This is a genomic window from Thiohalobacter sp. COW1, from assembly GCF_016629505.1.
In the GTDB taxonomy this organism is placed as follows: domain Bacteria; phylum Pseudomonadota; class Gammaproteobacteria; order Thiohalobacterales; family Thiohalobacteraceae; genus Thiohalobacter; species Thiohalobacter thiocyanaticus_A.
Genome location: NZ_AP024239.1, coordinates 1,295,387 through 1,317,055, shown reverse-complemented (window position 1 = coordinate 1,317,055; position 21,669 = coordinate 1,295,387). Strand labels below are relative to the sequence as shown.

Here is a 21,669-nt window from a genome sequence, read left to right as displayed (position 1 = left end):
ATCAGCCCGAAGGGCGTAATCCGGCGCCGGGCCATGTCGGGTTACGCTGCGCTAACCCGACCTACGCTTTTTTTTTGGAATTTTCCGTGTCATTCCGTGTGGTTCCGTGGCCATTAACCAGAGATAGCCTGTGTATGCCCTGACCGAAAACCTGGGCCGGCGCGTGGCGCGCGGCATCGACGAGTTCGGCTATGCCGCGCTGCTGCTGGTCGAAAGCCTGTACTGGCTGGTCGCCGGGGCGCTGCGCGGCCAGCCGGTGCGGCTGCGCGCCGTGGTCACCGAGATGATGCGCATCGGTGTGGCGGCGATTCCCATCGTCGCCATTCTGGCCTTTGCCAACGGCGTGATGATGGCCCTGCAGGGGGTCTATACGCTCAAGGATTTCGGCGCCGAGTCCCAGGTCATCCCCGGACTGGCGCTGTCGATCACGCGCGAGTTCGGCGCGCTGATTGTCGGCATTGTGGTGGCGGGGCGTTCCGGTTCGGCCATCGCCGCGCGCATCGGTTCGATGCAGATGTCGCAGGAGATCGACGCCCTGCGGGTACTGGGCGTGAACCCGGTGCGCTACCTGGTCGCCCCCATCCTGCTGGCGATGCTGCTGATGGTGCCGGCGCTGACCATCCTGGCCAATCTCATGGCCCTGACCGGCGGCGGGCTGCTGTGTGTGCTCAAGCTGCACTTCAGCCTGGCCACCTACTGGGAGTCGGTGATTGCCTACCTGGAGGTGTCTGATGTCATGCAGGGCCTGGTCAAGAGCCTGGTGTTTGCGGTGCTGATCGCGCTGGTGGGCTGCACCAACGGTTTCATGGCCCGCGGCGGAGCGGACGGCATCGGTCATTCGACCACCCGTTCAGTGGTCTTGTGCATCGCCGCAATCGTCATTGCCGATATGCTCTTCACCCTGTTCCTGAGTCGCTGACATGGACGCGGCAGCGAAACCGGGCGCACGTGAACGCATTCAGCCGGGCCAGCCGGTGGTCGAGGTGCAGGGCCTGGGCGCACGCTATGGCGAGGTGAGCGTGCTGGAGGATGTCGACCTGGACATCAGCGCCGGCGAGATCCACGTGATCATGGGCGGCAGCGGCTCGGGCAAGTCCACCCTGCTGCGTCACCTGCTGGGGCTGAACCGCCCGGCCGCAGGCACGGTGCGGCTGTTCGGCCAGGACATCGGACGTCTCGGCGAGCGCGAACTGCTGGCGCTGCGCAAGCGCATCGGCGTGTCCTTCCAGGGCGGGGCCCTGTTCAGTTCCATGACGGTGGAGGACAACGTTGCCTTCCCGCTGCGCGAACACACCCGGCTGGATGAGAACACCGTCCGCATCATGACCCGCATGAAGCTGGAGGTGGTGAACCTGGCCGGCTTCGAGGACCTGCTGCCCAACCAGCTCTCCGGCGGCATGGTCAAGCGCGCGGCGCTGGCCCGGGCCATTGTGATGGACCCGCAGCTGTTGTTCTTCGACGAGCCCTCGGCGGGACTGGACCCGGTGGTCTCGGCCGAACTCGACGAGTTGATCATCCGCCTGCGCGATATCATGAAGATCACCATCGTGGTGGTAACGCACGAACTGGAGAGCGCGTTCAAGATCGCCGACCGCATCACCGTGCTGGACCGCGGCCGCATCCTGATGACCGACACCACCGAGGCGGTGCGGGCGACGGACCAGTGTCGTGTCCAGGCCCTGCTGCAGCGCCGGCCGGAGGCGCTGCAGCTCGACGCCGAGGATTACCTGCAACGACTGACCAGGCAGTGATCAATAAAAATGCGTAGAGACAATATCAATTATTTCCTGGTGGGGCTGTTCACCCTGATCAGCCTGACGGTGCTGCTCGTCGCGCTGTACAAGATCACCGGCCGGGTGGGCCAGGCCGAGCCCTATCACGTCTATTTTCACAACATCGCCGGTCTGGGCAAGGGCACCCACGTCACCTACGAGGGCTACCAGGTCGGGTATGTGGACCGGCTGGTGCCGGAACAGACCGGGCAGGGTACCCGCTACCGGGTGGAGGTGCTGGTCCGGCGCGATTGGCGCATTCCCGCAGACAGTCTGGCGAGGATCCATGCCACCGGCCTGCTGGGGGATACCGTGATCGAGATCGCGGAGGGCGGGAGCGAGCGTCACCTGGAACCGGGTGCAGCCATACCCAGTGCCCCGGCACAGGACGTGTTCGCCGTGCTCAACGAAGTGGCGGCCGAGGTCGGCGGGCTGACCCGCGACAGCCTGCGGCCGTTGCTGGACAACCTCAATACCCAGGTCAGCGGCATCGGGGGCGAGGTGCAGGCCCGGCTGCCGGGTATCCTCGGCGGGCTGGAGTCCATGGTCGGGCGGCTGGACAACAGCGCCGCGCGGCTGGAGTCCATTCTGGATGCCGACACCGAGACGCGGGTGGACAGCATCCTGGTCAACGTCGATGATATGAGCCGCGACCTGGCCGGTCTGAGCCGCGGCCTGCAGAGTTCGCAGCAGGCGCTGGATGCGCTGCTTGCGGATGCCCATGCCCTGGTGCGCGACAACGACGCCGATGTGCGCCGCAGCGTGGTCGGTCTGCGCCGCTCGGTAGAGGCCTCGGCCCGCGCCATCGACGCCATCATGCACGACCTGCGCCAGGCCAGCCGCAACATGAACGAGTTCAGCCGCCAGATCCGCGGCAATCCCGGCCTGCTGATCCGCAGCCGGCCGCAGGCGGAGGAGTAGGGATGCGCTGCACAGTCACAGTCTTCAGTCTGCTTATGGTGCTGCTGGTTGGCGGCTGCGCCGGTCCCGCCGCCGTGCCCGAGGACAGCTACTACCGTCTCGCGCGGCCCGATCCCGACAACCGCCTGAGCCGGCCATTGCTGACCGGCGGCCTGGTCGTCGCCGCGGTGCAGACGCCGGCCCTGTACCAGGACCGCGCCATTGTCTATCGCACCACCGGGCAGCCGCTGCAGCTGCGGCGCCATCACTATCATTACTGGAGCGAGCGCCCGCCGCGACTGTTGCAGGCGTATCTGACCGACTACCTCACTGCCGCCGGCCTGGCAGACCGGGTGCTGGAGGAGGACTATGCCGGCGAGGCACGCTACCGGCTGCGTGCCCGGCTCGAGCGCTTCGACCAGATACGGGCAGCGCGGGGTACAGGCGTGGAGGTGGCGCTGGAGCTCGAACTGCTCGACCACGAAACGGGCGAGCGCCTGGCGGCGAGCGAGTTGAGCCGGACCCTGTTCGCCGACGCCGGCGACGCCTCCATGCACACCACGGTGGGACTCTTTCACAGCGCTCTGGAACAGTTGAGCGCGGAGTGGCTGCAGCGGCTGACGGACGCGCGCCCCTGAGCACGCCGTGTCAGGGAACCACTGATCAACCTGGCAGTTGACAGGAAAATCACTGCCGGGCACGCGAAGTTCTGCAGTTTCGGGGTGCAGCCTGTGTGACAGCCCAGTGGCTGGAGTTCACCGGACGGGCAGTCCAGCCGGGGCTTGTCTTGCATCATTCCGGCGCAGGCCGAGCGCAGCGATTCATCCGGATAGCGCTGTCGTCCCTGGATCCCGGCCTGCGCCGGGATGACGATGGCGGGTATGACAACCGCAATTGATGCACTGACTGGGTTAATACAACGAATCCTGCGATTCCCTCGATGACGGGTTAATCAGAGGCGCCTCGCTCTATCATGCTGCAGACCATCCTGGAGATGTTCGTGATCGTCGCCCTGGGCGTGGGGGTGCGCCGCATCGGCCTGGGCGGCCTGCCGCCGGAGCAGCTGCGCCGCGGCATCACCGATGTGGTGTTCTATGTTCTGCTGCCGGCGCTGGTGCTGCTGACCCTGTGGCAGGCCGAGTTGGGCTGGTCCACCTTCAAGATCTCGGCCCTGGCGATCACCGGCGTGATCTCGGCGCTGGCGCTGAGCCGCCTGCTGTGCCGGCTGTGCGGTCTGTCACGACGCAAGAGCGCGGCCCTGATGCTGGCCGCCGCCTTTCCCAATGTCACCTACCTCGGGCTGCCGGTACTGGAGAACACCTTCGGCCCCCAGGCCCGCAGCATCGCCATCCAGTACGACCTGTTCGCCTGCACACCGCTGCTGCTGACCCTGGGCATCCTGGTCGCGCAGCGTTATGGCGACCGCGGTCCCGGCGGCGGCATGTTCACCCGATTGCTGAAGGTGCCGCCGCTGTGGGCGGCGCTGATCGCGGTGGCGCTGAACCTGGCTGCGGTGCCGGTGCCGGCGATGCTGGCCTCGGTGCTGGACAGCCTGGCCAGCGCGGTGGTGCCGCTGATGCTGCTGGCCCTGGGCATGGGCCTGTTCTGGCCGGCACGCGGCCAGCTGGAGGTGGTGGCCCTGGCCAATCCGGTCATCATCCAGCTGCTGCTGATGCCGCTGCTGGTCTTTGGTGGAACGGCCCTGCTCGGGCTGGAGGGCTGGGTGCGCACCGCCGTGGTGCTGGAGGCGGCCATGCCGAGCATGGTCATCGGCATCGTCCTGTGCGACCGCTACGGCCTGGACAGCGCTCTCTATGCCATGACCGTGACTGTTTCGACACTTTTGAGTCTGCTGACCCTGCCCCTGTGGTATCAATGGGCGTCGGGAGGGTTCTGATGGCGCCTCCGTACCCTTCTCCTGCTTGACCGGGGAACGATTCTTGCCTTGAATAACTGTTAGAGCACCTGCATCTTACTCTTATCAAGGTGTAGGTCGGGTTAGCGCAGCGTAACCCGACATGGCCGCGGAGGATGTCGGGTTACGCCTTCCAGGCTAACCCGACCTACGCAAATCAGGAAGGTGGCTGCAGCTATGGTCAGTGTGAGTCAGACGAGCGTTCAGGCGACGACCGGGCGGGAGGATCCCGATCCGGCGCAGTACCGTGCCGCCCTGACCCTCGGCTTCAGCGAGGAAGGCCGCGGCCTGATCGAACGGGCCGTGGACTATGCCGTCCGTGCCCATGCCGGACAGCGCCGGGCCTCGGGCGAGCCCTATCTCAGCCACGTGCTGGCGGTGGCCGAGATCGTCCATCAGCTGGGTCTGGATCACGAATCCGTCTGCGCCGCCATCCTGCACGACGTGGTCGAGGATACCCCGGTCACACTGGATGAGGTCCGTAGCGACTTTGGTCCCGCCATCGCCCGCCTGGTCGACGGGGTGACCAAGATGGGCCAGATCAGCCGCTACCGTGATGCCGCGCAGAAGGCGCAGGAACATGCCGAGAGTCTGCGCAAGCTGCTGCTGGCCATGGCCGAGGACATTCGCGTCATCCTGGTCAAACTGGCCGACCGGCTCCACAACATGCGCACCCTGCGTCACCTCGAGACCGCGAGTCAGCGGCGCATCGCCCGCGAGACGCTGGAACTGTACGCGCCGCTGGCCAACCGCCTGGGCATCGGTCAGATCAAGTGGGAGTTGGAAGACCTGTCGCTGCGCTACCTGGAACCCGGCGTCTACAAGGAGATCGCCACGCATCTGGACGAACGCCGCCTGGACCGCGAGCGCTACATCGACCATGTGGTGGTGAGCATCCGCAATGAACTGCAGGCCGCCGGCATCCAGGGCGAGGTCAGCGGGCGGGTCAAGCATATCTACAGCATCTGGCGCAAGATGCAGCGCAAGAACGTCGGCTTCAACGAGATCTTCGACGTGCGCGCCGTGCGCATTCTGGTCGAGCGGGTGGCGGATTGCTATGCCGCGCTGGGTGTGGTGCACAGCATGTGGCATCACATCCCACGCGAATTCGACGACTACATCGCCAACCCCAAGGAGAACAACTACCGCTCCCTGCATACGGCAGTGGTCGGGCCCGGCGGACGCACCCTGGAGATCCAGATCCGCACCCGCGAGATGCACGAGCACGCCGAACTCGGCGTGGCCGCCCACTGGCGCTACAAGGAAGGCGGGCGCTTCGACCAGAGTTTCGAGCAGAAGATCGCCTGGCTGCGCCAGCTCATCGAGTGGCGGGATGAGGAATCCACCGCCAGCGATTTCGTCGATCGGTTCAAATCCGAGACCGGCGACCGGGTCTACGTGCTCACGCCGCAGGGCCAGGTGGTCGATCTGCCCCAGGGCGCCACCCCGCTGGACTTCGCCTATCACATCCACACCGAGATCGGGCATCGCTGCCGCGGGGCCAAGATCGACGGCCAGATCGTGCCGCTGACCTACGAACTGCACAACGGCGAACAGGTGGAGATCCTCACCACCCGCAATGGTACCCCCAGCCGCGACTGGCTCAGTCCGCACCTGGGCTATCTCAAGTCCTCCCGGGCCCGCGCCAAGGTCCGCCACTGGTTCCACCAGCAGGACCGGGACAAGAACCTGGCCGCCGGGCGCGCGGTGCTGGAACGCGAGCTCGACCGGTTGGGACTGGACAACATGAACTGGGAGGAGTTGGCCCGGCGCCTGCGCTTCGACAATGTGCAGGATCTGCTGGTCGCCATCGGCAAGGGCGACATCGGCAGCACCCAGATCGTCAGCGCGGCCAATGATCTGTTTACCCGGGAAGAAGAGGCCATCCCGCTCAGCCGTCCCAGCAGCCGCGGCGAGGAGGGCGGTGATGTGCGCATCCTCGGGGTGGGCAACCTGCTCACCCATATGGCCCGCTGCTGTCATCCGGTGCCGCAGGACCCGATCGTGGGCTACATCACCCGTGGCCGCGGCGTGACCATCCACCGCCGTGACTGCCCCAACGTACTGCGCCTGTACCAGCATGAGCACGAACGCCTCATCGAGGTCAGCTGGGGCGGCAGCCAGCAGCGGGTCTATCCGGTCGATATCCAGATCCTGGCCTACGACCGCTCGGGGCTGCTGCGCGACATCACCTCGGTGCTGGCCACCGAAAAGATCAATGTGCTCGGAGTGAATACCGTCACCGACAAGCACGATCATGCCGCCAGGATGAAACTGAGCATCGAGATCAGTGACCTGGAGGAGCTCAGCCGGGTGCTTACCCGCATCGGCCAGCTGCCCAACGTGATCGAGGCCCGCCGCGAGCTCCAGCACTGACCCGAGGGGTCAGGGTCAAGCCCAGCCCGCTCACGCCGCTAAGAAGAAAAATGGCAGCCCCTGTCAGGTTCGGGGCCTAACTGCAGCGGAAATACGAGCGACTTCATGAGCGAACGCGCCTACCGGTTCATTCTCGGTACCACCCTGATCGTGCTCCTGTATCTGCAGCAGCCGCTGCCCATCTATATCTACATGGGCGTGCTGCTGTTCGAGGGGCTCACCAACTGGCGCATCCCCATCATCGTCTCCAGGCTGCGCTACGGTTCCGACTACCGCGATCCCTTCATGGGCAACTGTCCACGCTTCGGCTTCGATGCCGAGCGCATGCTGCGGCTGATAGTTTTCGTCCTGCTGCTGGCCAGCTATGTCGGGCTGCCGGAAGTCGCCTGGTTCTTTCCCTGGTTCATCGGTTTCATGCTGTTCATGGCCGGCATGACCAACATCTGTCCGATGGTGATGGGACTGCGCTGGCTGGGATTCCGCTGACCGCTGCCCCTCACGCTGCACCCGCAAGGAATCGATCCACCCATGTCTGACGAAGTCATTGTCTCCGACGACTGGACCCGCAACTGGCAGGCCAGCATCGCGGTCAAGATCACCGCCCTGGTGATGTGGGTGATCATCGTGGCGGTGTTCATCGTCGCGACCTGGCTGCTGCGCGACATGGAATCGCGGCTGCAGGCCGATTTCGAGGCCGAGGCCGACAGCATGGCCTATCAGGTGGCCACCCTGGTCAAGACCGGTTCAGACAGCGGCTACGCCGATCTGGCCGGCCGCCTGGCCGAACTGCAGCAGGACAGCGGCTTTTCCGCCATCGGGCTGCAGATCGGCAGACGCGATTACTTCGTCGGCGATGCCGGACAGGGCGGTGTGATCGAGCGGCATCTCCCGACGGCGCTGGCGCCCGGGCAGGACATCGATCTGGAGGTGTTCCACCCCGACCTGGACGGGCTGGTCGCGCAGCGGCGCAATCAGCTGGTGATCGGCATCTTCGCCACCCTGCTGGTGTTCGGTCTGTTCCTGACCTGGTCCATCCGCACCATCGTGCACCGGCCCCTGCAGCAGCTGGTCAGTGCCACCCGCGCCGTCTCCGAGGGCCGACGGGAGGTGCGTCTGGATATCTCGCGCGAGGACGAGTTCGGTTACCTGTCGCGGTTCTTCAACCAGATGCTGGACCGACTGATGGCGCAGCAGCGTGAACTCGAACAGGCCGCCGAGGAGGCGCGCTCGGTCAGTCGGGCCAAAAGCGCCTTCCTGGCCAACATGAGCCACGAACTGCGCACCCCGCTCAATGCCATCATCGGCTACAGCGAAATGCTGGAGGAGGAGGCCGGCGATCTGGGCGTGAAGGAACTCACCCCGGATCTGCACAAGATCAAATCCGCCGGTCGGCACTTGCTGTCATTGATCAACGACGTGCTTGATCTGTCCAAGATCGAAGCAGGCAAGATGGAAGTCAATCCGGTCATGTTCCGGCTGCGCGACCTGGTCAACGACGTGGTCGACAATATCCAGCCCATGATTTCGCACAACAGCAACCGTTTCGAGGTGCAGGTGCCGGAGTCCCCCGGCCGGATGTTTTCGGACGAGACCAAGCTGCGCCAGGTGCTGATGAACCTGCTGAGCAATGCGGCCAAGTTCACCGAGAACGGTGAGGTTCGCCTGGGCCTGGCGCGGCGTCGGGAAGGCGAGCAGGAATGGATCGATTTCACGGTCGAGGATACCGGCATCGGCATCCCGCCGGAGAAGCTCGACCGGCTGTTCCAGGAGTTCTCCCAGATCGATTCCTCCAGTACCCGCAAGTATGGCGGCACCGGCCTGGGCCTGGCGATCAGCCGCCGCATCTGCGAGAAGCTCGGCGGCAGTGTCGAGGTCGACAGTGAACCGGGCCGGGGCAGTCGCTTCACCCTCCGCCTGCCGGCGGATCTGAGCCGGCTGCAACCGGAATCCCCAGTGCGTCCGGAACTGTCCGAAAGCCCGCTCCCGGTGCCCGAGCCCATCACCGCTGTGCCGGTCGACTGCCAGGCCCTGGTGGTGGATGACAATGCCGCCAGCCGGGACCTGGTCAGGCGCACCCTGCAGGCGGAAGGCGTGGAGGTGATCGAGGCCCGCGACGGGCGCGAGGCCATCGGGCTGCTGGAATCGCTGCGCCCGCAGCTGATCTGTACCGATCTCATTCTGCCCAACATGAACGGCTTCGATTTCATCAAGTGGCTGCGCGGCAACCCCGCCACGGCGGCGTTGCCCCTGGTGGTGGTCTCTGCCATGGATATCAATGAGAACGACCGCCGTGAACTGGATCAGCACCGCGCGGCGGTGGTGCCCAAGGGGGTGAATCTCAGACAGCATCTGGTCGCGGTGCTGCATGGACTGGATCTGGCCGGCAAAGGCGATGCGGATGGCGAGACTGCTGCTGGTTGAAGACAATGAACTGAACCGTGACATGCTCAGCCGGCGCCTCGCCCGCCGCGGCCACGAGGTGCTGACGGCGGTCAGTGGCCGCGCCGGTGTGGAGATGGCCGGGGTCGAGCAACCGGAACTGATCCTGATGGATCTGAGCCTGCCGGATCTCGACGGCTGGGAGGCGACCCGACTGCTCAAGTGCGGGGTGCACACCGCCCACATCCCGATCGTGGTACTCACCGCGCATGCGATGGCCGAAGACCGGGAGCGGGCCTTTGCTGCCGGCTGCGACGACTACGATACCAAGCCGGTGGATTTCGCCCGCCTGACGCAGAAGATCGAGCGGCTGCTCCAGCCGGGCTGATTCCCCGCCGTCGATGTGAATGCGCGGGGCCTCAGATCCTGTAGGTCTGCGCGATGGCGTCGGCGGTCAGTATCCCTTCCACCCGCTTCAATCCCGGCGCGACCTGGCGCGTGATCAGCAGGGCCTCGGCCCCCGTGTCCTGCATCCTGGCATGGGCTTCCTGCAGACTGGCGAGGCGGTCGATCTCGGTCGTCTGCAGTCGCGTGCCCGGGATATCCATGAGATCGAATTCGGTTGCCTCCGGATCCCGGGTAAGGGCCTGCACGAGGTCCACGGCAGCCAGCAGCACGTCGGCCTGTTCCGGCTCCCGGATGACGATCCAGTGCAGACCCTCCTTCAGTTCCTCTCCGATGCGGTCGCGCTCGACCCGGCGCGGCAGCAGGGTGAAGGCGGTCTGCATCGCGGCCGTGACCCCGACGCGGCGCAGCGACTGATTGACCGGGTCGTTGCGATAATCCATGCCCAGGTTGCGCAGCATGGTGTGAAAGACCGATTCCCGGTGCGTGAACAGGCCCGCCGTGACGGTGGCGGAAACGACGGCAAGCATGCCGGGCAGGATGACATCGGGAGAACGCGTCAGCTCCAGGATGGCGATCAGCCCGGCCAGCGGTGCCTGCAGAATCGCCGCCATCATCGCGCCCATGCCGACCAGGACATACAGGCTGAGGGAATCCGAGGTACTGATCCCCGTCTCGATGCCGAGCAGGCCCAGCAGGCCGCCGCCGGCGGCACCGATCACGAGGGAGGGCCCGATCATGCCGCCGGGGATGCCGGCGCCGATGGTGAAGGTCGTGATCAGCAGTTTCAGAAGCAGGATCGACAACAGCAGCATGAGTCCGTAGTGGGCGTTGAAGGTGTCGGTGATGGTCTGATCCCCGATGCCCATGACCTGCGGCACCAGCATGCCGGCCAGACCGACGGCGCCGCCGGCGAGACTGAAGCGCAGCCAGACGGGCAGGGGGCTGTGCAGACGGGTGAACAGTTGCAGCAGGCGCAGAAAGGCGGCGCCGATCAAACCGATCAGGATCCCGGCTAACATGATATAAGGCAGTTCGGACAGGGAGCCCAGACTGATGGTGGGGACGATGAAGGCAATCTGATCGCCGAACACCAGGCGGCTGAGCATGGTGGCGCTGACGGTGGCCAGGATCACCGGAGTAAAACCGGCCACGGTGTATTCCAGCATCAGCACCTCCATGGCGAAGGCCACGCCGGCCAGCGGGGTGTTGAAGGAAGCGGCAATGCCGGCCGCCACGCCGCAGGCGGCGGTTACGCGCAGGCTGTTGTTGGGCAGTTGCAGCCATTGCGCCGGCAGATTGCTGCTGGCCGCACCGAGGTGGGCGCTGGGGCCCTCGCGGCCGATAGACTGGCCGCTGATGATGGCAAGCGTCCCGCCCAGAAACTGGGATACGGCATTGCGCCAGGGGATGCGCCCCTGGTGATATTCGAGCCGTTCCAGGACATGCAGGATTCCGACCCGGCGGGCATCCCGCGACAGCCACTGGAACATCAGACCGAGGACCAGGCCGCCGACCAGGGCAAGGTAGAGCCGATGCTCTGGCGCCAGCGCGGCGAAGTGCCCGGCCTGACCTGTGAGCAGTCCGGATTGCAGCCGTTCGGCAAGCAGGCGGAAGGCGATGATGGTCAGTCCCGCGAGTACGCCTGCAACAATCCCGAGCAGGGCCAGTTGCGGGACGGCATCGGGACGCGCCACGCTCAATCGATAACGTTCAAGCTGTTTGCTGATGGCCGCCCGCATGGAGGCATTATGGCCCGTTGCGGCTGCGATGTCCCGGGGCTGGATGAGGGGGAGGGTGAGGCGGGCGTGGATGGCGTCCCCGGCAGGAGTCGAACCTGCGACCTACGCCTTAGGAGGGCGTCGCTCTATCCAGCTGAGCTACGGAGACTGAGTACTCTTTCAACATGCTATTGCCGGCTACAGGGCGGGTATTGTAGCGGGGATCCTACCCGGACCCAAGTCAGCCATCGCCGCGGGTGCGGCGGCGGATCATCTCGCGCTCGAGCTGGGTGACGAATTTACGCAGCCGGCCCTTGTCCTCCGGGGCAAGCCGGCTGAAGCGGCCGCCCAGGCGCAGGCCCTGGTGCGATTCATCCGGCAGCACGAAGCGAACTTCCAGATCGGCCTGCAGGGGCTGCGGGTCCTGCGGCAGCTGGATGCGGCAGCCCGGGATGATCAGTCCCTTCCGGATCTCCTGGTCCGCATCGAGGCGGGCGCCCAGTCCGCCCATGGAGACATCGCACAGCTGGCCGTCGAGCAGGAGTTCCTCGCCGAGCGGCAGCAGCACACCGATCTCCATGTCCATGGCGACGTGCACACGGTAGTCGGCACGTCGCTGCATGTAGTACACGCACTCCGGCAGCGACGCCTGGTAGAAGCCCACGCCCTGCCGGTTGTGCGCCGGGCGGATATCGAGATTGAAATTCATCTCCACCCCCTCGTGCTGGCCGAATACCCGCAGCCTGCCGGCTTCCAGGGCCTTGCGATGGGCAGCCTCGTCATTGATTTCATCGAGCAGCAGGTAGTTGCGCTGGGGATTGAGATTGAGCAGCAGGCTGTTGAACGGGTGCTCCACGCCGGGGATCTTCACCCGCAGCAGGATCCTGTTTTCATGCAGCCGGCGCAGCAGTGCGATGATTTGCGGCGGGTGGGTGATCCTTTCGCTCTGGGAACGATAGGGGTCTTGTTGCCTGATTGCGTCCGCCATGGGGATGTCCGGCCCGCGTGTGGGAATTCAGGTCATGATACGGCAGCGATTCAGGCCTTGGCCAGTGGCCGGGTACCGGTGTGTGCGTTGTCGGTGTGGCCGCTGGCGGCGTAGGTGGCCGGATCGGGTGACTCGCCGCGCAGTACGGCAAGCGCCGAGCGGGTATGCCGGCGATGGATCTCGATGGCCGCGCCATTGTGACGGTTGCGTTCCTGGCACTGCTGCAGCGACTGCAGCAGCTGCGTCCAGCGGCCGGCCAGGTCGCCGCTGTGATCGCAGCGGGCGATACAGGTCTCGATACCGTCGCGGTCGCTGCCATAGCCGGCGCGGGCAAGCAGGGCGGCCAGGTCGCGCTCCATCCCTTCGAGTTCCTGCATGCGCTCGGCCTTGTCGCGGGCAGCCTGTTCCAATGCGGCGGTATCCTGGGCCTGCAGGGCCTCAAGCTCCGTCGCCAGGATCCGGTTGAGCGCGGTCAGGGTGTGCTGCTCGCGATCGAACAGCTGCGTCAGGGCCGATTTCAGTGCCTGCTGCATGACGCTTCCCGGGGCTTCAGAGTGCGCCTTCGAACTGCATCAGCTTCTCGGCGATGCGGTTGGCGTCGATTTCGTAGCTGCCGTTGGCGATGGCGTCCCGGATGGCGTTGACGCGGTTGCTGTCGACCTCGGGCAGTTCGGCGATGCGGTTCTCCAGATCCCGCAGCTGCTGCGCCTGGGGTGTGAGGCTGACAGTGTCGCGGCTGGATGCCGGATTGCCCTGGCTCTCGGCGGCCTTGTTCTCCGCCGTCCCCTGACCCGCCTGGGTGCCGGCGCCGGTGCCGACATTGCCGACCATCGAGCCGGATATATTGTTGATTTCAGTTGCCATTGTGGCCTCCTGCGTGCTGTTTTCCTGGGTTGATTCGGGTCTGACTGAAAACCGTATCGTCAAAACATTCAAGAACTTTAGCGCGATTTTTCCCCGCCGTCGCTAAAGCGTCACTTTTACGACGCCGCGCGACACGACCCAGCCCTCGATCACCCGCTGACTGTTCAGCGCCTTGACGCGGATGCGCTCGCCCCGGGTGCCGTCGCTCATGGCCTCGCCGCGCATCCGCACCTGGAAACGCTCGCTGCCGGTGAGCAGGGTGACGCGGTCACCCCGGTTGATCAGCCGCGGCGCGCTGAGCATGTTCGGGGTGATCACCGTGCCCGCGGGGATGGCGCGCCCGGCCAGCATGCCGGTGAGCTTGTCGGTGCGCTCGAAGTAGCCATAGCTCAGGCCGGACAGTTCCCGTTCGACCACCCTGAGCTGGGCCTCAGCGACGGCCTCGCCCCGCAGCAGCGGTTCCGAGGCCACCACCACCTGACCAAAAACACTAATCTTTCCGGAAACATAGATCTTCCATTCGGTCGGGCCCGGGCAGCGTACCCCGACGCTGGTGTTGCCGTTGAGGCGGGCGCCGGCAGGCAGAAAGGCCTCCAGCGGCGCCCCGCAGCGTTTGAGCCGGAGCCGGCTGTCCAGGCGGCCGATGCTGGCCTCGACCTTGCCGCTGTGAGCGGCGGCGGCCTGTTCCGCCAGGAACCGTTGTGCCGTCTCCACTATGCCCTGGTGGGGCTGAAATCCGGCCGGGGCGGCCCCGATCGTCTGGGCCGGTCCAAGTGCAATCATCAGTATCCAGGCACCCGCTTTCACCTGACGCTCCTGTGTGTCGAATCTCAACTGCCCCTGCACGATGCAATTGCTGTGCCGGAACCCGGCCTGGCTCAAGAAAGCCCGCCGCCGGGCCGCTACAGGGCGAGAACAGAAAGCCGCCCCCTTCGAAGGAGACCATTGCATGAGCACCGTACTGGCCAGCGTCGATCAGCGCACCCAGCTTGCCGGACACAACCGTCTGGAAGTCCTGATGTTTACCCTGGATGGACGGCAGCGCTTCGGCATCAACGTGTTCAAGATCCAGGAGGTGATCCAGTGCCCGGCGCTGACCGAGGTGCCGCAGTCCCACCGGGTGGTGCGGGGCGTGGCCCACCTGCGCGGCAAGACCATTCCGGTGCTGGACCTGGGGATGGCCATCGGGCGGCGGCCGCTGCAGGAGCCGCGCGAGGCCTTTGTCATCGTGACCGAGTTCAACCGCTCCACTCAGGGCTTTCTGGTGCGGATGGTCGACCGCATCGTCAATATGAACTGGGAACAGATCCTGCCGCCGCCCAACGGGGCCGGCAAGGACAGCTATCTGACGGCCGTGACCCGGGTCGATGACGAGCTGGTCGAGATCATCGATGTGGAGAAGGTGCTCGCCGAGGTCATCGGCATGGACGAGAACATTTCCGAGGAGGTGCTGGCCGGGGTCGGGGCGGTCGAGCACGAGTGCCGGCCGCATATCCTGGTGGCGGATGACTCCATGGTCGCGCGCAACCAGATCAAGCGCACCCTGGACCAGCTCAATATCGATGCCACCCTGGTCAGCGACGGCAGAAAGGCGCTGGAGCAGCTGCAGCAATGGGCCGAGCACGATCCCGACCGGCTGCGCGACCTGGCCATGGTCATCTCCGATGTGGAAATGCCCGAGATGGACGGCTATACCCTGACGACACGGATCCGCACCTCGCCGGAACTGGCGGGCCTGTACGTGCTGCTGCACACATCCCTCAGCGGGGTATTCAACCACGCCATGGTGGAGAAGGTCGGCGCCGATGAATTCATTGCCAAGTTCAAGCCCGACCTGCTGGCCACCTCGGTGCTCAAGCAGGTCAACCAGACCCGACAGGAAGTGGGCGGGAGCACCGCCGGCTGAACCGCCGGCCTGCCGAACTGACAATCTGCTGCGGGTGCTGCATGCCGCCGGATGCGGCAGCCGCCTGACAAGGAACTTCGCTTGAACACAGCAAAAATCCCCTCCCAGGATTTCGATGCCTTCCGCGCCTTTCTCGAGGAAAGCTCCGGCATCGTACTCGGCGAGAACAAGCATTACCTGGTGCTCAGCCGCCTGGGCCGGCTCATGCGCGAGGCCAATATCGACAGCCTGGGTGAACTGGTCGAGCAGATGCGCAAGCCCTTCAGCCGCGGGCTGAAGGAGCAGGTCATCGAGGCGATGACGACCAACGAGACCTTCTGGTTCCGCGACAGCTTCCCCTTCGACATCCTCAGCCAGACCATCCTGCCCGACCTGGCCTCACGCCGGGTGCGGGTGCCGCGGATCTGGTCGGCGGCCTGCTCCAGCGGTCAGGAGGCCTACTCCATCAGCATGACCATGCAGGAGTTCATGGCCGGGAACCCCGGCAAGCTCGGCGAGGCCGAGATCCTGGGCACGGACATCGCCCCCACCGTGATTCAGGAGGCGCAGGCCGGGCGTTACGACGGTCTGGCCGTGGCACGCGGCCTGTCCGAGGAGCGCAAGCAGAAGTACTTCACCCAGCAGGGGCTGCACTGGGTGGTGAAGGATGAGATCAAGCGCCGGGTGCGCTTCACCCTGGCCAACCTGCTGCAGAGCTACAACCCCCTGGGCCGCTTCGACGTGATCTTCTGCCGCAACGTATTGATCTATTTCTCCACCGAGTCCAAGCGTGACATCATCGCCCGCATGGCCCGCTGCCTGAATCCCGGCGGCTATCTTTTTCTCGGCTCGTCCGAGTCCATCACCCAGCACTCCGATGCCTTCGAACTGGTGCGCGCCCCGCGCGGCTCCGTATATAAACTGAAGGAAGACCTGGAGCGGGGACGCCTGGCCGGACGTTGACCGTAGGATGGGTGAAGGCGCGTAGCGCCGTAACCCATCGCGTTCGGCGGACAGATGGGTTGCGCTGTGCTCCACCCATCCTACCTTCGACCAATTAGACACCACTGCGCGTCCCGCGCCCCCGCGCCTCTGCGTTGAATATCCGCGCCGCCCTTTGCCGCCCGGCGGCGGAATATTGCCGCTTACCCTTGCCGCGGCCGCCCTCCCGAAAACGAAATCCCTGTAAAAACAAGCCTTCCGCCTGTGCTGGCACAGGCATTGCTAAGACATGGCCCAAACGAACTAAAGTTTGAGGTTGCCATGCCGATATCGCTCGATTCCCTGCTGGGGCCCATGCCGGAAGCGCTCAATCTGCGCGCCCGGCGCAACGAGCTGCTGGCCTCCAACATCGCCAACGCCGACACGCCCAACTACAAGGCGCGCGACATCGATTTCCGCGCCGTCATGCGCAACGCCGGCGACGAGCAGCTCAAGCTCGCCTCCACTCAGTCCGGTCATATCTCCACCAGCGCGGATACCTATGCCGGCATCCCGCTGAAATACCGCGTTCCCGCGCAGCCTTCCATGGACGGCAATACCGTCGATATGCAGCAGGAACAGGCGGAGTTCTCCAGCAACAGCGTCATGTACCAGACCACGCTGGAATTCCTCGGCCGCAAGTTCAGCGGCATCAAGTCCACGCTGAGAGGTGAATGATCATGTCTCTGTTCAAGGTCTTCGATATTGCCGGCTCGGCCATGAGTGCCCAGAACACCCGACTCAACACCACCGCCAGCAATCTGGCCAATGCCGAGACCGTCAGTTCGACCGAGGAGGGTGCCTATCGTGCCCGTCAGCCGGTCTTCGCCGCGATGATGAAAGGACTCTATGGCACCGGACCCGAGTCGGTGGGTGTCCAGGTCCGCGGCGTGGTGGAGAGCGATGCACCGGTGCAGATGCGCTACGCGCCCGACAACCCCATGGCCAACGAGGACGGTTATGTGTACCAGTCCAATGTGAACATGGTCGACGAGATGGTGAACATGATCTCCGCCTCGCGCAGTTATCAGAACAACGTGGAAGTGATCAATACCTCCAAACAGCTGCTGCTCGCCACGCTGAGAATGGGCGAGTGAGCAGGGCAGCCACCCAGGGAGTCAGTCAATGAATGACATATCCAGTCTGCAGGACATCTACACCGGCGCCGGTCTGCGTACCAGTGAGGAGGCCCGCCGGGCCGAGTCCAAGGTGAAGAACGATCTCGGCCAGGAGGATTTCCTGGATCTGATGGTCGCCCAGCTGCGCAACCAGGATCCGATGAAGCCCATGGAGGACGGTGAATTCCTCACCCAGATGGCCCAGTTCAGCACCTCCACCGGGATCCAGGAGCTCAAGGACTCGTTCAAGAGCTTCAGCGAGTCCATGCATTCCGGCCAGACGCTGCAGGCCGCCGGCCTGGTCGGCCGCTCGGTACTGGCACCGACCGGGGTCGGGCGCCTGGAGGCGGGCGGCAGCCTGAGCGGCAGCGTTGAACTGCCCGAAAGCAGCGGCAACATCGAAGTCCGCATCTTCAATCAATCCGGCGAACTGGTGCGCAGCATGGGGCTGGGCCAGCAGGCCGCCGGATCGGTGCCCTTCAAGTGGGACGGTCTGGATGACCAGGGCCAGGCCCTGCCCGCGGGGGATTACCTGATCGAGGCCTCGGCGGATACCGGCGAGGGCGCCGAAGCTGTCGAAACCCTGATCGCCACGGAAGTGGAAAACGTCACGATCAACCGCTCCGGCGGTCTGCTGCTCGGCCTCAACGGCGGCAGGACCCTGGAGTTGTCCGAAGTCCGCCAGATTCAGTAAAGGAGAATCGGCCATGCCTTTCAGTATCGCACTCAGTGGTTTGAATGCTGCCTCGTCCGACCTCGAGGTCACCGGCAACAATATCGCCAACTCCAGCACCAATGGCTTCAAATCCTCCCGCACCGAGTTCTCCGATGTCTTCGCCGTCAGCACCGGCGGCGTGAGCGCCACTGCCATCGGCAGCGGCGTGCGCCTGGCCAATGTGGCGCAGGAATTCGGCCAGGGCAATATCGACTTCACCAGCAGCACCCTGGACCTGGCCATCAACGGCGAGGGCTTCTTCGTGCTCTCCGACGGTGGCAGCCAGATCTATTCCCGCGCCGGTGCCTACAACATCGACCGCAATGGCTATGTGGTGAACTCCGCCGGTCAGCGGCTGCAGGTCTTCGACCCCATCGGGACCTCGGGTGATACCTTCAATACCGGCTCGCTGAGCGATCTGCAGGTCTCGCAGACCGAAGGCGCGCCGCAGGCCACCTCGGACATCGGCGTCAACATGAACCTGGATTCCAGCGATCCGGTGATTACCGCCCCGTTTGACCCGAATGACGCGACCACCTTCAATTTCTCGACCTCCTTCTCGGTGTTCGACTCCCAGGGTGTGGAGCACTCGGCCACGGTCTATTTCCAGAAGCAGGCCAGCAACGACTGGGATGCGCGTCTGTATCTCGACGGTACGGGGCCGGGCGACGTGGTTCAGGTCGGCGGCAGTGATACCTTCAATTTCACCTTCGACGATGCCGGCCAGCTGGTCTCCGGCAGCGGCGACCTCACCGGCACCGAGGTCGTCTTCGACGCCAAGAATCCCGGCAACGGCGCCGCCGATCTGAACTTCACCATGGATCTGGCCGAGGTGGTCCAGTATGGCGGCGGCTTTACCGTCAATTCCCTCAGCCAGGACGGTTTCGCCAAGGGCAAGCTGAGCGGGCTCAGCATCAGTGACGAGGGCGTCATTTCGGCCCGCTTCACCAACGGCCAGTCCAACGCCCTGGGCAAGGTGGCGCTGGCGAGCTTCCCCAACCCGGGCGAGCTGCGCCAGGTCGGCAACACCAACTGGGCCGAGACCTTCTCCTCCGGCCAGCCGCTGGTCGGCGAGCCGGGCACCGGCAGCCTGGGGGCGATCCAGTCCGGAGCGCTGGAGTCCTCGAACGTGGACATCGCCGCGGAATTGATCAAGCTGATCACCGCGCAGCGCAACTTCCAGGCCAATTCCCAGGTGATCAGCACTGCCGACACCATCACCCAGACCATCATCAATATCCGTTAATGAGGTAAGCCGGGATGGATAAACTGCTCTATGTGGCCGCCAGCGGCGCCCGCCAGGTGATGGAGGCCCAGGCGGTGAACGCCAACAACCTGGCCAATGCCACCACCACCGGTTTTCAGGCCGATCTGGCGGCGGCGCGCGCCTATCAGCTGCAGGGGCAGGTCTTTCCCAGCCGGGTCTATGCCGAGTCCCAACCGGGTGGAACCGATTTCAGCAAGGGTGCGGTTCAGCCCACCGGCCGCGACCTGGATGTCGCCGTCGACGGCCAGGGCTGGATCGCGGTGCAGGCGCCGGACGGCGGCGAGGCCTATACCCGCGCCGGCAATCTGCGCATCTCACCGACCGGGATGCTGGAGACCGGCGCCGGTTATCCGGTCATGGGCGAGGGCGGTCCCATGCTCCTGCCCGATGCGCAGAAGGTGGAGATTGCACCCGACGGCACCGTGTCCATGCTGCCAGTGGGGCAGGATGCCACGGTGCTGGCCGTGGTCGGCCGCATCAAGGTGGTCAATCCCGACCCCACCCAGCTGCAGAAGGACACCAATGGACTGCTGCGGATGAGTGACGGCGGTCAGGCGCCGGCCTCGAATGAGGTCAAGCTGGTCAGCGGTGCGCTGGAGAACAGCAACGTGAACATGGTCGATGCCATGACCACCATGATCGGCCTGTCGCGGCAGTTCGAGGCCAACATCAAGCTGATGGAGACGGCCCGCGAGAACGATTCGGCTTCGGCGCAGCTGATGCGAATGGGTTAATGAGGACTGAATTATGAACAAGGCAATGTGGGTTGCGATGACCGGGCTCGAGGCACAGCAGACCCGGATGAACAACATCTCGAATAATCTGGCCAACGTGAATACGACCGGCTTCAAGCGCGATCGGGCGGTGTTCGAGGATCTGCTCTACCAGAACATTCGCCAGGCAGGCGCGCAGTCATCGCAGGATACCCAGCTGCCCTCGGGGTTGATGCTCGGTACCGGCGTGCGCACCGTCGCCACCCAGAAGCTCCATACCCAGGGCAACGTGGTGCAGACCAACAATTCCTTCGACGTGGCCGTGCAGGGCCGGGGTTATCTGCAGGTGCTGATGCCGGATGGCAGCCTGGCCTACACCCGTGACGGCAGCCTGATGAAGAACAGCGACGGCCAGCTGGTGACCTCCAGCGGCTATCCGATCCAGCCGGCCATCACCATCGACGAGAACGCGCAGAGCGTCACCATCAGCTCCGACGGCGTGGTCAGTGTGCAACTCTCCGGCCAGGCCGCGCCGACCCAGGCCGGCACCATCCAGCTGGCGGATTTCGTCAATGCCACCGGCCTGCAGCCGATCGGTCAGAACCTGTTCATCGAGACCGCTTCCAGCGGCGCCCCCACGGTGAATGACCCGGGCACCAACGGCACCGGCACCCTGATCCAGGGCTCGCTTGAGACCTCGAATGTGAACATCGTCGAGGAACTGGTGAACATGATCGAGACCCAGCGCGCCTACGAGATGAACTCCAAGACCATCTCCTCGGTGGACCGCATGCTGCAGTACGTGAATCAGAATCTCTAAGGTGATTTTGAATCGTGAATATTGAGTCGTCATTGCGAGCGCAGCGCGGCAATCCCATAACGTCGATGCAGTCAGTCGGAGATTGCCGCGGCGCTGCGCGCCTCGCAATGACGTCGTTCCGGATATCCGGATGTGGAGGCTTGAAATGAAGTCATTGCACAAGCTTTTGCCCGTTTTGTGGCTGCTGGGCACAGTGCTCGCCGGCGGCTGCGCCACCCATCCTGGGCCGCGCGCGGATTACCGTCCGCCCATGCCGCAGCCGCAGACGCCGCCGCCTCAGACGCAGGGCACCATCTACCACTCGGGCACTGCCATGTATCTGTTCGAGGACATCAAGGCGCGGCGCGTCGGTGACATCATCACCATCGTGCTGGAGGAGCGCACCCAGGCCAGCAAGAACGCCAAGACCGAGACCGATAAGGAAACCTCGCTGGAATCCGAGACGCCCACGGCGCTGGGCGATACCTTCGGCAGGCTCGGCGCCTCGGTGGACAACAGCACCGAGTTCGACGGTGAGGGCAAGAGCAGCCAGAGCAACAGCCTGACCGGCAACATCACCGTCACCGTGGTGGACGTACACCCCAACGGCAACCTGGTGGTGCGCGGGGAGAAATGGCTGACCCTGAACCAGGGCGATGAATATATCCAGATTTCGGGCATCGTGCGTCCGGTCGACGTGCGCCCGGACAACACCGTGCCCTCAACCCGGGTGGCGGATGCGCGCATTACCTACAGCGGCCAGGGCTTTGTGCACGATTCGAACACCATGGGCTGGTTCGCCCAGTTCTTCAACAGTGTCTTCTGGCCGTTCTGAAAAAACAGTAAGGCCCTGTCATTGCGAGGAACGAAG

General features: G+C 64.7%; 23 protein-coding genes and 1 tRNA gene. 18 read left to right on the top strand and 6 right to left on the bottom strand.

What is annotated here, in order from left to right; genetic code table 11:
- The first annotated feature begins 130 nt into the window (after positions 1-130).
- From COW1_RS06140 to COW1_RS06100, 9 genes are all read left to right on the top strand, one after another.
- Positions 131-919 (top strand): ABC transporter permease, encoded by a 789-nt coding sequence (locus COW1_RS06140; protein ID WP_201345718.1) that lies wholly within the window; start codon positions 131-133, stop codon positions 917-919.
- A 1-nt stretch (position 920) separates the two neighbouring features.
- Positions 921-1,751 (top strand): ABC transporter ATP-binding protein, encoded by an 831-nt coding sequence (locus tag COW1_RS06135; protein ID WP_201345717.1) that lies wholly within the window; start codon positions 921-923, stop codon positions 1,749-1,751.
- A 9-nt stretch (positions 1,752-1,760) separates the two neighbouring features.
- Complete coding sequence (locus COW1_RS06130; protein ID WP_201345716.1) at positions 1,761-2,693, top strand: MlaD family protein; 933 nt, start codon at positions 1,761-1,763, stop codon at positions 2,691-2,693.
- A gap of 2 nt (positions 2,694-2,695) precedes the next feature.
- A complete protein-coding gene (locus tag COW1_RS06125) occupies positions 2,696-3,310 on the top strand; it encodes an ABC-type transport auxiliary lipoprotein family protein (protein WP_201345715.1) in 615 nt (204 codons plus the stop codon).
- Between the two features lie 335 nt (positions 3,311-3,645).
- Complete coding sequence (locus tag COW1_RS06120) at positions 3,646-4,569, top strand: AEC family transporter (RefSeq protein ID WP_201345714.1); 924 nt, start codon at positions 3,646-3,648, stop codon at positions 4,567-4,569.
- Between the two features lie 195 nt (positions 4,570-4,764).
- Positions 4,765-6,963 (top strand): GTP diphosphokinase, encoded by a 2,199-nt coding sequence (gene relA, locus COW1_RS06115; RefSeq protein ID WP_370590887.1) that lies wholly within the window; start codon positions 4,765-4,767, stop codon positions 6,961-6,963.
- A 105-nt stretch (positions 6,964-7,068) separates the two neighbouring features.
- Complete coding sequence (locus COW1_RS06110; RefSeq protein WP_201345712.1) at positions 7,069-7,449, top strand: DUF2892 domain-containing protein; 381 nt, start codon at positions 7,069-7,071, stop codon at positions 7,447-7,449.
- Between the two features lie 42 nt (positions 7,450-7,491).
- Positions 7,492-9,384 carry an ATP-binding protein gene (locus COW1_RS06105; protein WP_201345711.1) on the top strand — a complete coding sequence of 631 codons (1,893 nt, stop codon included), beginning with the start codon at positions 7,492-7,494 and terminating at the stop codon, positions 9,382-9,384.
- A complete protein-coding gene (locus COW1_RS06100; RefSeq protein ID WP_201345710.1) occupies positions 9,362-9,730 on the top strand; it encodes a response regulator in 369 nt (122 codons plus the stop codon). The genes COW1_RS06105 and COW1_RS06100 overlap by 23 nt, the downstream gene beginning before the upstream one ends.
- A gap of 31 nt (positions 9,731-9,761) precedes the next feature.
- On the opposite strand, the gene COW1_RS06095 is transcribed toward COW1_RS06100, so the two are convergent.
- From COW1_RS06095 to flgA, 6 genes are all read right to left on the bottom strand, one after another.
- Positions 9,762-11,489 carry a chloride channel protein gene (locus tag COW1_RS06095; protein WP_201345709.1) on the bottom strand — a complete coding sequence of 576 codons (1,728 nt, stop codon included), beginning with the start codon at positions 11,487-11,489 and terminating at the stop codon, positions 9,762-9,764.
- Between the two features lie 71 nt (positions 11,490-11,560).
- Positions 11,561-11,637 (bottom strand) — tRNA-Arg (locus tag COW1_RS06090).
- 72 nt (positions 11,638-11,709) lie between these two features.
- A complete protein-coding gene (locus COW1_RS06085; RefSeq protein ID WP_201345708.1) occupies positions 11,710-12,456 on the bottom strand; it encodes a flagellar brake protein in 747 nt (248 codons plus the stop codon).
- A gap of 50 nt (positions 12,457-12,506) precedes the next feature.
- Positions 12,507-12,989, bottom strand: a complete 483-nt coding sequence (locus tag COW1_RS06080) for a flagella synthesis protein FlgN (protein ID WP_201345707.1) — start codon at positions 12,987-12,989, stop codon at positions 12,507-12,509.
- Between the two features lie 16 nt (positions 12,990-13,005).
- On the bottom strand, positions 13,006-13,320 hold the full coding sequence (flgM, locus tag COW1_RS06075; protein WP_096365996.1) for a flagellar biosynthesis anti-sigma factor FlgM: 315 nt from the start codon (positions 13,318-13,320) through the stop codon (positions 13,006-13,008).
- 102 nt (positions 13,321-13,422) lie between these two features.
- Positions 13,423-14,127, bottom strand: a complete 705-nt coding sequence (flgA, locus tag COW1_RS06070) for a flagellar basal body P-ring formation chaperone FlgA (protein WP_201345706.1) — start codon at positions 14,125-14,127, stop codon at positions 13,423-13,425.
- A gap of 142 nt (positions 14,128-14,269) precedes the next feature.
- Between flgA and COW1_RS06065 the strand changes: the two genes are divergently transcribed.
- The 9 genes from COW1_RS06065 (at position 14,270) to flgH (ending at position 21,633) form a co-directional block, all read left to right on the top strand.
- The gene (locus COW1_RS06065) at positions 14,270-15,226 is read left to right on the top strand and encodes a chemotaxis protein CheV (RefSeq protein ID WP_201345705.1); all 957 of its coding nucleotides are present in this window, start codon (positions 14,270-14,272) and stop codon (positions 15,224-15,226) included.
- A gap of 81 nt (positions 15,227-15,307) precedes the next feature.
- On the top strand, positions 15,308-16,168 hold the full coding sequence (locus tag COW1_RS06060) for a protein-glutamate O-methyltransferase CheR (protein ID WP_242466504.1): 861 nt from the start codon (positions 15,308-15,310) through the stop codon (positions 16,166-16,168).
- 300 nt (positions 16,169-16,468) lie between these two features.
- On the top strand, positions 16,469-16,864 hold the full coding sequence (gene flgB, locus COW1_RS06055; RefSeq protein ID WP_201345703.1) for a flagellar basal body rod protein FlgB: 396 nt from the start codon (positions 16,469-16,471) through the stop codon (positions 16,862-16,864).
- Positions 16,865-16,866: 2 nt separating this feature from the next.
- Positions 16,867-17,283, top strand: a complete 417-nt coding sequence (flgC, locus tag COW1_RS06050; RefSeq protein ID WP_096367533.1) for a flagellar basal body rod protein FlgC — start codon at positions 16,867-16,869, stop codon at positions 17,281-17,283.
- Between the two features lie 28 nt (positions 17,284-17,311).
- Entirely contained in the window at positions 17,312-17,998 is a 687-nt protein-coding gene (locus COW1_RS06045; protein ID WP_096366001.1) for a flagellar hook assembly protein FlgD, read from the top strand.
- 13 nt (positions 17,999-18,011) lie between these two features.
- The gene (gene flgE / locus COW1_RS06040; protein ID WP_201345702.1) at positions 18,012-19,265 is read left to right on the top strand and encodes a flagellar hook protein FlgE; all 1,254 of its coding nucleotides are present in this window, start codon (positions 18,012-18,014) and stop codon (positions 19,263-19,265) included.
- Between the two features lie 14 nt (positions 19,266-19,279).
- Positions 19,280-20,020 carry a flagellar basal-body rod protein FlgF gene (flgF, locus tag COW1_RS06035; RefSeq protein ID WP_201345701.1) on the top strand — a complete coding sequence of 247 codons (741 nt, stop codon included), beginning with the start codon at positions 19,280-19,282 and terminating at the stop codon, positions 20,018-20,020.
- A gap of 13 nt (positions 20,021-20,033) precedes the next feature.
- Positions 20,034-20,819, top strand: a complete 786-nt coding sequence (gene flgG / locus COW1_RS06030) for a flagellar basal-body rod protein FlgG (RefSeq protein WP_096366004.1) — start codon at positions 20,034-20,036, stop codon at positions 20,817-20,819.
- A gap of 145 nt (positions 20,820-20,964) precedes the next feature.
- On the top strand, positions 20,965-21,633 hold the full coding sequence (flgH, locus tag COW1_RS06025) for a flagellar basal body L-ring protein FlgH (protein WP_096366005.1): 669 nt from the start codon (positions 20,965-20,967) through the stop codon (positions 21,631-21,633).
- Positions 21,634-21,669: the final 36 nt, after the last annotated feature.